Source organism: Halomonas sp. KX33721 (assembly GCF_001596805.1).
Lineage (GTDB): Bacteria > Pseudomonadota > Gammaproteobacteria > Pseudomonadales > Halomonadaceae > Vreelandella > Vreelandella aquamarina.
In genome coordinates this window covers 18,427-31,417 of record NZ_LVIA01000036.1, presented here as the reverse complement: position 1 = coordinate 31,417, position 12,991 = coordinate 18,427, and the positions used below count along the sequence as shown (strand labels likewise).

Below are 12,991 nucleotides of genomic sequence, written 5' to 3'. Positions count from 1 at the left end.
GTTTAGCTCTTAAGTGTGGTGTGTGGCATTTAGTTTCTGTACTTCTATACTGTGAACTTCAATTTATCGTTAAGGTATTGCACTATGACAAAGCATGATTTGCCTTCTGGAGCTGGAGATGTCGCAAACCAGTATCCTGAGATATGGGAAGCTTATGCCGCTTTGGGCAAAGCCTGTGCTAAAGCTGGGCCGCTTGATGAACGTAGCCGACGCTTGATAAAACTCTCGCTGGCCATAGGGGCACGCTCCGAAGGGGCCGTTCACTCCCATGTGCGTCGTGCCTTGGAGGAGGGAGTGAGTGCCGAGGAACTGAAACAAGTAGCCATGTTAGCGATTCCTACCACCGGATTTCCGACTGCTGTGGCGGCCTTAACCTGGATTGAGGACATCACGGATCCTGATTAAGGGCGCTCTGGGGGCGCTCTTCTGAATCTAGAGGCACTGTCCGGATCCAATCGACGCGAAAGTGCCGTGATGCTACAGATATTCCGACCGTTCAGTGCTTGGCGTTCTGAAGAGCCTGTTCTTCGATGTCTCTATCGACTGAAGAGACGTAGTATTCGTCATCGAAAGCGCCTTCTGGCTCCTTGAGCCACACTAGGCAGATAACCCAACTAATGAAGGCGCCGGTCGCGATGATGTAGAAGAACTGCGACGGTGTGACAAACGTAAAGATGGTGAGGTAAACCACCGCGCCAACATTACCGTAAGCGCCCGCCATGCCCGAGATTTGACCAGTGATGCGGCGCTTGATGGAGGGAATGATACCGAAGGTTGCCCCCTCAGCCCCTTGCACGAAAATCGAGGTGCCGATGGTCACCGCAATGGCCAGAATGAGTGGCCAACTCGAATTGAGCATGGCCATTAGCAAGAACCCAACGCTAATCCCAAACATGTAGCACAGCATCACAAAGCGCCGGTTACCCATGCGGTCGGAAACCATGCCGCCCATGGGGCGCGCCACCAGATTGACGAACGCGAATGACGCAGCGATCAGGCCGGCCGTAGCGGCATTCAGGCCCCAGGTCTCCTCAAAGAACATGGGCAGCATCGATACCACTGCGAGTTCAGCGCCGAAGTTGGCAAAGTAAGTACTGTTAAGCGCAGCCACACTGTTGAACGAGTACTTGTCATCCTCAGGCACCCCCTTGCGCAGAATCGGCAGGTTGACCCGCAGGATCTGTATGATCTGATAAATAACGATCGCCACGATGGTGAGATAAGCGATGACCGCCCCGGTGATGGATAAATAGCCCATGTACTGGATGCGCCAGACCAGGATGGCGAGTACGCCGACCAGCGGGATCGTCCAGATGATCAGCTTGATCATATCGCCCCAGGAGCTCACTTCCATGGCGGCGGTCTTACGTGGTTTGCGGTGGGCCTGGGCATCTGGGCCATCAGTGATCGCGAACCAGTAGTAAACACCGTAAGCGGCCATAACAAGGGCACTCTGCGCGATGGCCCAGCGCCATCCATCCGGGCCGCCATACATGCTCAGGGCGATAGTCGGCAGCGACATGGCCGCTACGGCGGAACCGAAGTTACCCCAGCCAGCGTAAAAGCCTTCGGCGAAGCCGATGTCCTTGGGCTTGAACCACAGCGCCGTCATGTGTATACCCACCACGAAGCTGGCACCAATCGAGCTCAACACCAGGCGCGCCACTAGCAGCTGCGTCATGCTGTTACCGAAAGCAAATGCCAGCGCCGGTAGCGACATGCTTACCATGAGTACCGAGAACACCCGACGTGGCCCAAAGCGGTCCAATGCCATACCGACGATAATGCGCGCTGGAATGGTCAAGGCGACGTTACAAATAGCGAATAGCTTGAGATCGTCCGGGGTCAGCCAGTCGACGCTTTTGAGCATGCTCGATGCAAGCGGCGCCATGTTGAACCAGACATAGAAGGTAATAAAGAAAGCAATCCAGGTCAGGTGCAAGGCCCGGATTTCAGGGCTGCGAAACTTGAATACAGCGGAAACTTTCATGGTCGTATCGTCCTGTGTCCCAAATGTGGTTAGAGGCTGCTTAAGGGCTGGGTAGGATCAACAAGGGACACTCGGCGCGTCGGGCCAGGAATGAGCTGACGCTGCCGAAAGTCATGTAGTCGAGTTCATCAACAAAATAAGTCAACGACTTGGCGATGATGCCGCCGTCCGGCTGATGGCTATGGCGGGCAATGACCAGTAGGTCTGGCGAGAGTTTGCGAGTGGCCTGAAGCAGCATCTTGCGTGCATCCCCCTCGGCGAGAAGCTGCTCGGCCTGGAAGCCCTCACCGATGGCGAATGCCACGCCCTCTTGAAGGTGTTGTTTAACCTCATCGTGTTCCTGCTGAAAAAGCGCCTCGTTGTTATCGGTAGCGTCGAGTGGGTTCTCCACCACGCCAACCAGTACCAGCAGGGGTTGGTTACAGCGGAACATATTGACGACCTGAGCGAGTGCCAGCTTGGCGTTTCGCGAACCGTCATAGGCGATCATGATTTTCATGGTGTCCTCCCGCATTGGGGTAGGGGGTGAAGACCCGGAGCTTGGCTCCGGGCGTAAAGACGCAAGCCCTATTTAGGGGTTCTTAACGTAGGCACCTTTGCGTAGGTAGAACCACCAGTTGATGACCAGACAGATGGCGTAGAAGACCGCAAAGCCGTACATGGCAAGCTCCGGTGTGCCGGCCTGGATTTGCTCGCCCATTACCCGCGGGGCGATGAAGGCGCCATAGGCAGCGACGGCTGAGGTCCAGCCAAGTACCGGGCCTTTCTGCTGCTGGTCGAAAATAACCCCGATGCTGCGGAAGGTAGAGCCGTTGCCGATACCACTGGCGGCGAATAACACGATGAAGAGCAGCAGGAATAGCCAAAAGAATTGATTGGGATCGGTGGCGTTATAGGCCTGCATCATCACGTAGCCGGTGGCGATAGAGGCGACCACCATGATCGCAGAGATTATTTGGGTAACGATGGAGCCACCCACTTTGTCGGAGATCCATCCGCCCAGCGGACGGATCAGGGCGCCCACGAAGGGGCCTATCCAAGCCCAGGTTAAAGCGCTGGGCGCCTCTGGGTTGGCCACGCGAATCAGCGTGCCATCGGCTGTCGCTTCCATCATGTTGCCGAAGATAACGTTGATGGAGAGCGGCAGGGCTGCAGAGAAGCCGATAAAAGAGCCGAAGGTCAGAATGTAGAGGATGGTCATTGACCAAGTGTGCTTATTGGAAAATATCGCGAACTGCTTTTGGATATTGGGCTTGATGTCGCCAGGAATCAGGCGCAACAGCACCAGAGTCAGAACAATGGTTAGCGGCAGGGCAATCCACATATTAAGCCAGCTGAGAGCCAGCATGCCGACGATGGCAGTTACCATGCCGACGCCGTAGAGGCCTAATATTTTGCTGAAAGCAGCAAGCGAAGAACCAGGGTTGGGCGTAATAGTGCGAAGATTGTTCATGCCGAACCAACCGGCGAATGCTAATGGGATTAGAAATAGAAGCCAGATAAAGCCAGCATTCTGGATCCAGGTATCGGTGCCTGCTTCAATCCGGCCGATCAATGTACCGCTAGCGCTTTGCAATTCCATCGGCGAACCGGCCATAGCGCCGAAAATGCCGACGGTCATTACCAGCGGGATCACAATCTGCATGGTAGTGACGCCGAAATTACCGAGGCCTGCATTCATGCCCAGGGCGTAACCTTGCTGTTTGCTGGGATAAAAAGTGGAAATGTTGCTCATCGAGCAAGCGAAATTACCGCCGCCGATACCGGAAAGTAGCGCCAACGCCTGGAATACCCAGAACGGCGTGCCTGGATTCATCAAGGCGATACCCGTTCCGGCAGCGGGGATCATCAATAGCGCGGTAGTCAGGAAGATAGTGTTACGCCCGCCTGCGATGCGGATCATGAACGACGCAGGGATGCGCAGGGTGGCACCTGCTAGACCGGCAAGCGCCGTCAGTGAAAATAGCTGGTTAACCGTGAACGAAAAACCCAGGTTCTGCATCTGGGTGGTAATCATTCCCCACATCATCCAGACAGCAAAGCCCATCAGCAGGCTGGGAATGGATATCCATAGGTTGCGGTTGGCGATGTGTTTGCCTTCCTGTTCCCAGAATTGGGCGTCTTCGACATTCCATTTCTCAATGTCGGCATTTATCTTGCGCATGGCGGTTTCCCCTTGGCATCAAACCTTTCTGCGTTTGGCAGTTAGAAGGCAAGATACGCTTGCAAAGGGGGTTGGGAAACTAAGGGAAATGACCTATAAATCAGCGATATACCTCTTGAGAGGTAGTCGCTGAAAAGCCAAGGTTCATTGATTTTAAAGACAAAAAATCGAGAGGGGGTAAAGGCGGATCAGAACAAAAAGTACGCTGGGAGTCTTTAGAGGTAACCACACAGAACCAGCTAGTGATCGATACCTGCCTGAACGGCCCAGACGGCGGCTTCAACACGTGAACGCAAGTTGAGCTTTTTGAGCAGGTGCTTGACGTGGACCTTGACCGTGCCTTCAGTAATATCCAGCTTGCGCGCAATGAGTTTGTTGGAGAGGCCGCCAGCAAGCTGTTGCAGAATTTCACGTTCACGCTGCGTTAGGCTATGAACATCAGGGGTGGTGGGGGCATTGCGCTGATTACGAAGCGCTTCAGCGAGTAAGGCGGTCAGGCTTTCGCTGATGACCATGCGCCCCAAAGCAGCCTGACGCAGTTGGCGAACCATGTCTTCAGGCTCCATATCCTTTAACAGGTAACCGTCGGCACCGTTACGCAGTGCGGCGACAACATCATCCTCATGGTCGGAAACAGTGAACATCACCACACGGCCGCTATAGTTGGCTTCCCGTAGGCGGCGCAAGGCTTCTAAGCCATTGACGCCCGGCATGTTTAAATCCAGTAAAACTAGGTCAGGCTCAAGTTTGAGGGCCAGTGCAATGCCTTCTTCAGGGTCACCCGTCTCGCCAACCAGTTCAAGATCGTCCTCTAGCCCAAGCAGCTGAGCGACGCCACGCCGGAGTAGCGGGTGGTCATCAATAATCATCAGGCTGGCGGGTGTATCGTTGGCGGTGGTCAGCGTCATTAAGAAGTCCCTGTGCCTAAGTGAGAATCGGAGGCAGCCGAATCGGGCTGCTGTTGAATTAAGCGAGCGGTCAACGGCGTAAAGACAAGTTTAACACCGGTACCACCAGTAGGGCGGTTGGCGATACTCAGTTCCCCGTTCAACGTGTTGGCCCGGTCACGTATGATCACCAATCCATAGTGCATTGGCGGTGACCTGTCGTCTTCCAGACCGATGCCGTCATCCTCGATGCGAACCAGCAATTGAGCATCGGCGAAGCGCACCGTCACGGCAGCCCAGTGGGCTTTGGCGTGCTTGTGGGTGTTGGCCAGCGCTTCACGAATGATCTGCAGCACATGAATTTCTTCATTGGGATTAAGTAGGTAAGGCGGCACGTCGTAGTCAAGCTCGACCGTTGCTCCCATACGTTGGGTGAACTCATCGACAGTCTGACGCAGGGCGAATTGTAAACCCGGGCCTTCGAGTTTGAGCCGAAAGGTGGTGAGTAGTTCGCGCAGTTGGCGATAGGCGCTGTTTAATCCGTTACGCAGCTCATCGAATACCGCAGACTGGGCCTCTCGAGTTGCCTCTTTTTGCTGCATGCGTTCGAGTCGCGCGACCTGCATCTTAAGATAAGACAGCGATTGTGCCAGAGAGTCGTGCAGCTCGCGCGCAATGATGGTTCGTTCGTTGATCAGTGTGACGTGCTGCTGCTCCTCGATACGTCGCTGCAGATACACCGCCGTGGCGAGCTGGTCAGCTAACATGGTAAGCAGACGATGGGTGCTATCGTTGAGCCGCTCCTGGGGATACCACACTTCCAGGGTGCCGAGCAGCGTATCGCCTACGCTGATAGGTAACAGCAAACACTGCGACTGGTTGTTGTCAATCAACTCCAATGGACGAGGGTCGATCAAACAGGCATGGCAATCCTGATCGCGGCAATACTCAGGTCGGGTACGCGAATGGGTTTCCAATACCGGCATTTCCCGTTGGTCGAAGGGGTCGTTTAGCGAAAGCCGTATCGGCCCGACATCCAGCAGCTTTTCCAGTTCACGCAGCATGGGGGCGGCGCTAGAGCAAAGATCGTTGCCGCCGCCATACAGCGAACGGCTGGCATCGTGCATCACCCGCAGCGCCTGATTGCTGCGCTCAAGCTCCTGCTTCTTGCGCGAGACTTTGTCTTCCAGCGCGGCGTAGCTGGTTGCCAGCTCGGCAGACATCTTGTTAAAGGTGTGGCCCAGCAAGGCCAATTCGTCACTGCCACGTAGCTGAGAGCGTGGCTTAAAGTTACGCTGTGCCGCCTCGCGGGCAAGCACCATAAGCTGACGCAAAGGCACTACCAGATTGTAGCGAACATCGTAGAGGGCGATTGCGACTACAATAGCGATCAGCACTAAAAAGAGCACTTGCATCATGCCAAGCAGGCGCACCTTGGCCTCGGTGCTCTGTTCCAGGAAGGTCACTAGCCCTTCGATGTCATTGACCATCGCAACGATCATCATTTCCAGCGTATCAAGATCACGTTCAGCGGCGCTGGGCTGGGCCTGTAGGGCAGGGCGAAGTGTGCGCTGCCAGTAGGTCTGAATCTTTTCCAACTGACGGTGGCGCTCGTGACGGTCATCAGTCGGGATAGTTTGCTGTAAGGTTGTGTCATGCAAACGCTGATTAAAGCTCGCCATCAAGCTGGCTAGTCGCTCTTCACTGGTTTCCTCGGGGGCATACTCCAGACGCTGCAAGGTCCCCATTATTTGATAAGCATTCATGCGTAACGAGCCGGCGACATTAATCGCCGCAGCATCGCCACGGCTGCTGTTAGACATTGCCATGGTCAACGTGATGCTGATAAGTGCCATACCGCTAATGGCTAGCAGCGACGCAATGATGCGAGCAACCAGGGAACGTTGAAGTAATTTCATGGTAGTTCCGATAGCGCGGAAGAGGTAAGAGAGTGTGGCACTGTCTGCATCTTGATACGAGGGCTATTCCTTTGGGGTTAGCCGACCTACCTCCGATGTTTTTTGACCTACGACCTGTATTTACAGACAATTCTTACATGTCTTCCGATGTCTTTATACCCTCGCTGGGAAATGCCATGCCATCATCTGTGCCGCCTCCCACGTTGGAGACATCAACACAGCAAGTCAATGGTTATCAGTTACTGGTAGCCATGCTGCTAATGCCGCTGGCAAGCGCTTTAGCGGTGGCTGGCTGGACATTTTATGCCCTGCTCGCAAAACAACCCCTCTATGTGCTGGTACCGTTGAGTAGCGGTGTGCTGTTGGCATGGCCTGCTTGGTATATCGCCAGGCGGGGAGACACCTGCCGCTTGATGCAATGGCTATTACTGGGGCTAGCGTTGGCGCTGGGCGGGTTTGGGATGGCTAGCCGGCCGTGGGAGTTTTTGTTAGTGGGGGCTGGGCTTGGACTGGGAGGTGCGGTGATTACGACGGGCATCGCCCACGCCAAAGGCTGGATGCCTGGTTGTTGGGTGAGTCTTTGTGTTGCCCTTTTTCTGGCTTTAGCGGCGGGGGTAGCGTTTTCCTTGCGGATGGCGCCTCTGGTAGTCCAAGCCTATGGTTGGCGCGCGGCGCCACTTAGCCTGTTGATCCCTCTGTTTATGGTAATGCTGCTGCTGTGGCTTTTCGTAGAGTCACCCGAGTAACGCCGCCTATGAGTCTCACCTGTTCATTCTTACCTACTCTCTCACCTTCTGATTCTAAACCACTAGCGATAAGGCCCATTTTATGACCATAGCGACATTTGCCGATTTACTGCAGGAAGCGCGTAAACAACCTAAGCCCCAGCGCCTGCTGTTTGTGTTCGTTCACGCAGAGCTGCCCGACTTCCCTGATGCTGACCAGCGTCGTCGCTTCGAACAGGGTGAAGGGGGTGTGTTGGTGCCTGTGGTATGCGTAGATAAGTCGACGGAGGAGTTGACCAGCATGGCGGCGTTGGTTGAGGAGTCACGCCGTACCGAGATCGAATGGGATCTTGTCTTCACTGCTGCCATGGACGATCCAAAAGATGATGCCGAGGTTGAACGGCAACTCCAGCGTATGATGGAGTCGCTGCAAATGGGTAATATCACCGCCTATCTTGCCTTCGATCATCACGGCAATGCGCTTAACGTCGGCTAGGGATGGTTAGCATGGAGCACTATTTCCTCATCAAGCATTTGCACATGACGGCCGCTGCGCTGAGCATCACGTTATTCGTAGTGCGCGCCTGGTGGTCGGTGCAGGAAAGCCCGCGACTCAACGCCCGTTGGGTCAAGGTATTGCCTCATCTTATTGATACGGCTCTGTTGGGGCTGGGGGTGACTTTGATGGTATTGCTTTCCGTATGGCCCTGGCAGCTTCCCTGGCTTGGCGCCAAGCTATTAGCACTGCTGGCCTATATCGGTATTGGTACCATTGCGATTAAACGTGGGGCCACGCCAGCGGTGCGAGCCCTAGCCGCGGTAGTGGCGGTGGCTATCTTCGCCTATATGGTGGGGGCCGCTGTTCATCACAGCCCTCTCTCCTGGCTGGCCTGAGGGGTGATTGCCTTCAGCACTTACTCCATACTTTAGAGCAAGTTGATGTGCCATTGATTGAGACGATTATTTTAGCATTTTCAAGTACTGGCGCAGCACTTCGGCATTGTTATGTCGCTCTTCTTTAGAGGCAAATACTAAAGTGACACGCTCTTTCCTGGCACGTTGTGCAAGGCCACGAAGGGCCTCGCGATAGGGAGTTAACTCTTTGAGATAGCGTCGGCGGAAGTCATTCCAGCCGAGTGAGCCGTTATGAAATGCTTTGCGAAGTTCGCTGCTCGGTGCGACTTCCTTACGCCACTCATTAATTTTGGCTGCTTCCTTGGATACCCCACGCGGCCAGATTCCGTCGACTAAGACACGATAACCATCCTTATTGTGAGGAGAGTCGTAGGCACGTTTCAATTCGATACTCATCGTTACCTCGTTTGCACTGGGTTGCCCTATAAACTTAGCGAGTGATTAGCTCCCATCACTACCTAAACTTTAGTAAGCCCAAACAATAGCCATCAACAAGCCCCATGCCAGCAACCCTGCGGCCATAACGGTGTAAGTAACAGACATCGTTGTTACGTCATTCGTTGAGCGCTCACATAGAGCCTGAAGGCCGTGATAGACCAAGCTACAAGAGGTACCCAATGCCACCATAACAACCATGGCATTGAAGAGCAGGCTGGGTACCAGCAGAGCGATCGTAGCAAACCATAATGGCAGTGGTGCTAAGGCCGCCACCAGATAAGCGTCGTGGTAGCTCATTGAGAGTTCGCGATTGCTATTGACTACTGCATGAATCAGCCAGCCCATCAAGAAGAAGGTAAGCAGCTCGGCCAAGAACAAGATAGTAGTGATGAAGCGCCACTGGCGGTCAGCGAAGCCCGGAGCGAAGCTATCTCCGTAGTGGGTAGCCGCGTAATAGAGCAGTACAGGAGGTAGCAACGACATGGGCAGCACGACGCACCAGGCCAGAGTGGCGATTGAAGGGTGGCGTTGTTGGATGTGTTTCCATCTCTTCAAGTGGGAAAAGGGTAGCTGAATAATACTGAGGAGAGTCATTATCTAGCCTCGAGGTTAGTGGAGGTCGTGGTTTATTTTTTAAATATCATACTATGATATTATGTTTAAGATTTAGGACTTAATGAAGGTTCTGTCAAGCGAGCCTGGCTCTCATATGGCTAAAGGAGCACAGCAAACTGGGTAGCTCTGCAAACGTCACTAGCCGGAATTAAGTTATCTACTGAAAGAGTCCGGTCTTATTGGATCGTCGAAAATGACCTGAAGGATGGGTTTTTCTTAACGTGCAGGGTGGTTTGGTTTGGTTTGGCTTGCTGACGCTTCTAGCTTCTTAACTGCTTCATTGAGCTAATACAAGGCGGCCCCAGTTATACTACTGGGGCCATCCATTATCAGGTTGCGTTGAGGGGGCGCGAGGGGCCAAAGTGCTCAAAGTGTCGGCGATCCTCATCAACACCCAGCTCCGACAGGGCTCTGTTAATCGCTGTCATGAATCCTTGAGGTCCGACGAAATAGCAGCGTGTCTTAAGGTCTGACAGGTAGTGAGCTAATAAGCTGCGGTCGATACGGCCAATATGTTCGGCTTCGTTACCGCGCTCATGAATACGGACAGCTTTAAGATGTTGAGGATACTCGCTCTTCAGCTCCTCTAATTCGCCTTTAAAGGCCTGGTGGTCGGCATCCAGGGCAGCGTGTAGATAGATGACTTGCCGCCCAAGAGATAAGGCATGGCGCGCCATGGGGAGCAAGGGAGTTTGACCAACGCCGCCGCTGGCAAGCAGTAGAGGCTCATCACCTTCAATCAGCGTCAGATCACCTGCTGGCGGTAACAGCTCCAAGATATCGCCTGGTTTTAAAACATCGTGGAAATGACAGCTGACTTGGCCCTGTTCTTCGCGCTTGATCGAAATACGGTAGCTTCGACCGTTCGGTGTGTCCGAAAGGCTGTAATGCCGATAGACCAATTCGTCGTTAATAGTCAAACGTACGCCGATATACTGCCCGGGCTCGTGGTTAGCCACGCGGCCCCCATCTTCGGGCTCAAGGATAAACGAGCGAATTAAAGCACTTTCCTGCTGGGTACTGGCAATCTTGAAACGGCGTGTGCCGCGCCATCCGCCTGGGCGCTGCTCAAACTCACGATAGCGCTGATCTTCGAGGTCGATTAACAGAGCGGCAAGCTCGTTATATAGAGCGCCCCAGGCATCGGCGATTTCCGGGGTGACAGCATCACCCAGCACTTCGCCAATCGCCGCCAGCAAACATTCACCGACGATGGGATACTGCTCGGGAAGAATGCCTAGTGAGACGTGTTTACTGACCACAACATCCAGCGTAGCACGCGCCTGAGCTGGATTACTGCGTAGTTGGACATAGGCCAATACAGCATTGGCAAGGGCACGGGGCTGCCCCCCGCTTTGCTGATGAACCTCATTAAAGAGGGGCTTGACCTCTGGATAGCGAGTAAACATCAGCGGATAGAAGCGCTGGGTAATCGCATTCAGATGTTCGGCCACGACGGGAGCTGTCGCGTCGATCAGCTTTTCCTGCTCATGTGTTAGCACTGTTAATCCCTCGGTATATTAAGAAGTATTTAAAATGAATCTTAATGCGACGAGTCTGTAAATGCTAGCCATAAGATGTATTTTTGATGCATGTCATGGTCTTTGTTGATAGCTAGGCGCACAATCATATTTCCAAGTAATTTAGTCGGGATTAAACCATGCCAACGACCACCTCATCCCAGCCTGCTTCTAAGCTTGAGAATCTGCCATTAATGCGCCTGGCTTTTCGGCCCTTCTTTCTATTGGCCGCGCTGTTTAGTGTGGCCTCCCTATTGGTGTGGTTGGGCTTCTGGCATGGCAGTATTTTGCTGCGCCCTTATGGCGGCCTGGTGTTCTGGCATCAGCATGAAATGTTGTTTGGTTTTGCTGCGTCTGTGGTAGCGGGATTTTTACTGACTGCTGTGCGCAACTGGACCGGATTGCCGAGCTTAAGCGGCGCGCCGCTAATGGGTCTGGTGGTGTTATGGCTATTGGGCAGGGTGCTGATGGCTTTCCCCTTGGATTTGCCGGGGTGGCTGCTGCTGGCGGTTGATCTTGCGTTTCTGCCGGTGGTCGCCATTGTGATGGCGCGTCTGGTCATCACTGCAAAGCGGTGGCGCAACTTGATCTTTATACCCGTGCTGCTGCTGTTTGCCACGGCTAATCTGGCGATGCACTTAGGGGTGATTCAGGGTGACGCCGAGCTTATCCGCCAAGCCGCCTACTTAGCCGTGCTGTTAATCACACTGATGATGACAGTCGTTGGCGGACGCGTGATTGGCATGTTTACTGCGAACCGTTTGGGACGCACCAAACCTGAACCTATTGCTTTACTTGAAGGAGTGACGCTGGCTAGCACGGCTGGGGTTGTCGTGCTGCAGTTGATTATCATGCTGGATGTTGCCATTCCTGCGTCATTAATCGGCGGGGTGATGCTCTTAGCGGCGTTGGCCAATACTGTTCGCATGGCGCGCTGGGGTGGGCTGCACAGCTGGCGCGAACCTTTACTTTGGGGACTCCACGGTAGCTACGTCTGCATCCCGTTAGGGCTAATCATGTGGGTCTTGGCACTAATGGGGCTGATACGCACAGAACTAGCTATACATGCCCTGACCATTGGTGGCATGGGTGCCATGATGCTGGCCATGATGGCCAGGGTTTCGCTAGGTCATACAGGCCGCCCCATACGCACCTTGCCCGGTATGGGTGTGGCGCTGGGCTTAATGCTAATAGCCGCCCTGGTGCGCTCACCCGTCTTGGCGATATTTCCCCAGATTACCCACTGGACCTACACGCTAAGCATTATCTTCTGGTGTGTAGCCTACGCAATATTCCTAGTGCATTACACTTGGCCGTTAATGCAGGCGCGAGTCGACGGACAGGATGGCTAGTGAGTGCTAAGCGCTGACAGTAGGAATGCGCATAAGTTGCGCCAGTTGAGAGCGTTGATTGCCCAGGAGGTCGGCCAACGTATAGTGGTCGAGCACACCTAGAAATGCTGACAGTGCATCATTAAGAATCGGTTGAAGGCGACATGCCGGTGTAATGATGCAGGCGTTGTCGCTATGAAAGCACTCCACTAACGCCATGTCGTTTTCCATCTCGCGTACCAGCTCGCCTAACCCAATGGTTGCAGGATCACGTGTCAGCAGTAAGCCGCCATTCTTGCCACGAATAGCGGTAACGTAGTTCTTTTGACTCAGCTCCTGCACGATTTTCATCAAATGATTGCGTGAGATATTAAACGTCTCGGCAATTTCATTAATCGTAGAGCGCTCCTCCCCCTTGGTAGCAAGAAATATCAATACGCGTATCGAATAATCGGTGAATCGGGTGAGATGCATGGAGTGCGTTTTG

14 protein-coding genes are annotated in these 12,991 nt (G+C 53.8%); 5 read left to right on the top strand and 9 right to left on the bottom strand.

Translation table 11 applies throughout. The annotated features are described in order from the left end of the window. Positions 1–84 precede the first annotated feature (84 nt). Positions 85–405, top strand: a complete 321-nt coding sequence (locus A3220_RS13365) for a carboxymuconolactone decarboxylase family protein (RefSeq protein WP_062362547.1) — start codon at positions 85–87, stop codon at positions 403–405. Positions 406–496: 91 nt separating this feature from the next. Here A3220_RS13365 and A3220_RS13360 read toward each other — a convergent pair whose 3' ends face one another. The 5 genes from A3220_RS13360 to A3220_RS13340 all read right to left on the bottom strand — a co-directional run bounded on the left by A3220_RS13360 (position 497) and on the right by A3220_RS13340 (position 6,960). After that, entirely contained in the window at positions 497–1,990 is a 1,494-nt protein-coding gene (locus A3220_RS13360) for an MFS transporter (protein ID WP_062375277.1), read from the bottom strand. A 40-nt stretch (positions 1,991–2,030) separates the two neighbouring features. Further along, positions 2,031–2,489: a universal stress protein gene (locus A3220_RS13355; RefSeq protein ID WP_035558455.1), complete on the bottom strand. Its 459-nt coding sequence runs from the start codon at positions 2,487–2,489 to the stop codon at positions 2,031–2,033. Between the two features lie 72 nt (positions 2,490–2,561). Continuing rightward, positions 2,562–4,154: a hypothetical protein gene (locus tag A3220_RS13350; RefSeq protein ID WP_062375275.1), complete on the bottom strand. Its 1,593-nt coding sequence runs from the start codon at positions 4,152–4,154 to the stop codon at positions 2,562–2,564. Positions 4,155–4,393: 239 nt separating this feature from the next. Further along, the gene (gene narL, locus A3220_RS13345; RefSeq protein ID WP_062375273.1) at positions 4,394–5,062 is read right to left on the bottom strand and encodes a two-component system response regulator NarL; all 669 of its coding nucleotides are present in this window, start codon (positions 5,060–5,062) and stop codon (positions 4,394–4,396) included. Then, positions 5,062–6,960, bottom strand: coding sequence for a type IV pili methyl-accepting chemotaxis transducer N-terminal domain-containing protein (locus A3220_RS13340; RefSeq protein WP_062375272.1), 1,899 nt, complete (start codon positions 6,958–6,960; stop codon positions 5,062–5,064). The genes narL and A3220_RS13340 overlap by 1 nt, the downstream gene beginning before the upstream one ends. A gap of 176 nt (positions 6,961–7,136) precedes the next feature. Between A3220_RS13340 and A3220_RS13335 the strand changes: the two genes are divergently transcribed. From A3220_RS13335 to A3220_RS13325, 3 genes are all read left to right on the top strand, one after another. Further along, positions 7,137–7,706, top strand: a complete 570-nt coding sequence (locus A3220_RS13335) for a hypothetical protein (protein ID WP_252860473.1) — start codon at positions 7,137–7,139, stop codon at positions 7,704–7,706. 82 nt (positions 7,707–7,788) lie between these two features. Then, positions 7,789–8,181, top strand: a complete 393-nt coding sequence (locus A3220_RS13330; protein ID WP_062375268.1) for a hypothetical protein — start codon at positions 7,789–7,791, stop codon at positions 8,179–8,181. Positions 8,182–8,192: 11 nt separating this feature from the next. Then, positions 8,193–8,579, top strand: coding sequence for a SirB2 family protein (locus A3220_RS13325; protein WP_062375267.1), 387 nt, complete (start codon positions 8,193–8,195; stop codon positions 8,577–8,579). Positions 8,580–8,645: 66 nt separating this feature from the next. Here the strand turns inward: A3220_RS13325 and A3220_RS13320 are convergent, their stop codons facing one another. The 3 genes from A3220_RS13320 to hmpA all read right to left on the bottom strand — a co-directional run bounded on the left by A3220_RS13320 (position 8,646) and on the right by hmpA (position 11,155). Beyond that, positions 8,646–8,996 (bottom strand): DUF488 family protein, encoded by a 351-nt coding sequence (locus A3220_RS13320; protein ID WP_062375265.1) that lies wholly within the window; start codon positions 8,994–8,996, stop codon positions 8,646–8,648. Between the two features lie 69 nt (positions 8,997–9,065). After that, on the bottom strand, positions 9,066–9,632 hold the full coding sequence (locus tag A3220_RS13315; protein WP_062362514.1) for a Yip1 family protein: 567 nt from the start codon (positions 9,630–9,632) through the stop codon (positions 9,066–9,068). Positions 9,633–9,982: 350 nt separating this feature from the next. Continuing rightward, complete coding sequence (gene hmpA / locus A3220_RS13310; RefSeq protein ID WP_062362510.1) at positions 9,983–11,155, bottom strand: NO-inducible flavohemoprotein; 1,173 nt, start codon at positions 11,153–11,155, stop codon at positions 9,983–9,985. Between the two features lie 158 nt (positions 11,156–11,313). Here hmpA and A3220_RS13305 point away from each other — a divergent pair, with 158 nt between their 5' ends. Next, positions 11,314–12,525 carry an NnrS family protein gene (locus A3220_RS13305; RefSeq protein WP_062362507.1) on the top strand — a complete coding sequence of 404 codons (1,212 nt, stop codon included), beginning with the start codon at positions 11,314–11,316 and terminating at the stop codon, positions 12,523–12,525. A gap of 6 nt (positions 12,526–12,531) precedes the next feature. Here A3220_RS13305 and A3220_RS13300 read toward each other — a convergent pair whose 3' ends face one another. After that, positions 12,532–12,978, bottom strand: a complete 447-nt coding sequence (locus A3220_RS13300) for an Rrf2 family transcriptional regulator (protein WP_062362504.1) — start codon at positions 12,976–12,978, stop codon at positions 12,532–12,534. Positions 12,979–12,991 lie beyond the last annotated feature (13 nt).

Excerpts from the sequence above, each read along its gene's own strand:
- A3220_RS13315 (WP_062362514.1), bottom strand. The coding sequence starts at position 9,632 with ATGACTCTCCTCAGTATTATTCAGCTACCCTTTTCCCACTTGAAGAGA.
- A3220_RS13350 (WP_062375275.1), bottom strand. The coding sequence starts at position 4,154 with ATGCGCAAGATAAATGCCGACATTGAGAAATGGAATGTCGAAGACGCC.
- A3220_RS13300 (WP_062362504.1), bottom strand. The coding sequence starts at position 12,978 with ATGCATCTCACCCGATTCACCGATTATTCGATACGCGTATTGATATTT.
- A3220_RS13365 (WP_062362547.1), top strand. The coding sequence starts at position 85 with ATGACAAAGCATGATTTGCCTTCTGGAGCTGGAGATGTCGCAAACCAG.
- A3220_RS13330 (WP_062375268.1), top strand. The coding sequence starts at position 7,789 with ATGACCATAGCGACATTTGCCGATTTACTGCAGGAAGCGCGTAAACAA.
- A3220_RS13360 (WP_062375277.1), bottom strand. The coding sequence starts at position 1,990 with ATGAAAGTTTCCGCTGTATTCAAGTTTCGCAGCCCTGAAATCCGGGCC.
- A3220_RS13340 (WP_062375272.1), bottom strand. The coding sequence starts at position 6,960 with ATGAAATTACTTCAACGTTCCCTGGTTGCTCGCATCATTGCGTCGCTG.
- A3220_RS13305 (WP_062362507.1), top strand. The coding sequence starts at position 11,314 with ATGCCAACGACCACCTCATCCCAGCCTGCTTCTAAGCTTGAGAATCTG.
- A3220_RS13325 (WP_062375267.1), top strand. The coding sequence starts at position 8,193 with ATGGAGCACTATTTCCTCATCAAGCATTTGCACATGACGGCCGCTGCG.
- A3220_RS13320 (WP_062375265.1), bottom strand. The coding sequence starts at position 8,996 with ATGAGTATCGAATTGAAACGTGCCTACGACTCTCCTCACAATAAGGAT.
- A3220_RS13335 (WP_252860473.1), top strand. The coding sequence starts at position 7,137 with ATGCCATCATCTGTGCCGCCTCCCACGTTGGAGACATCAACACAGCAA.
- A3220_RS13355 (WP_035558455.1), bottom strand. The coding sequence starts at position 2,489 with ATGAAAATCATGATCGCCTATGACGGTTCGCGAAACGCCAAGCTGGCA.
- narL (WP_062375273.1), bottom strand. The coding sequence starts at position 5,062 with ATGACGCTGACCACCGCCAACGATACACCCGCCAGCCTGATGATTATT.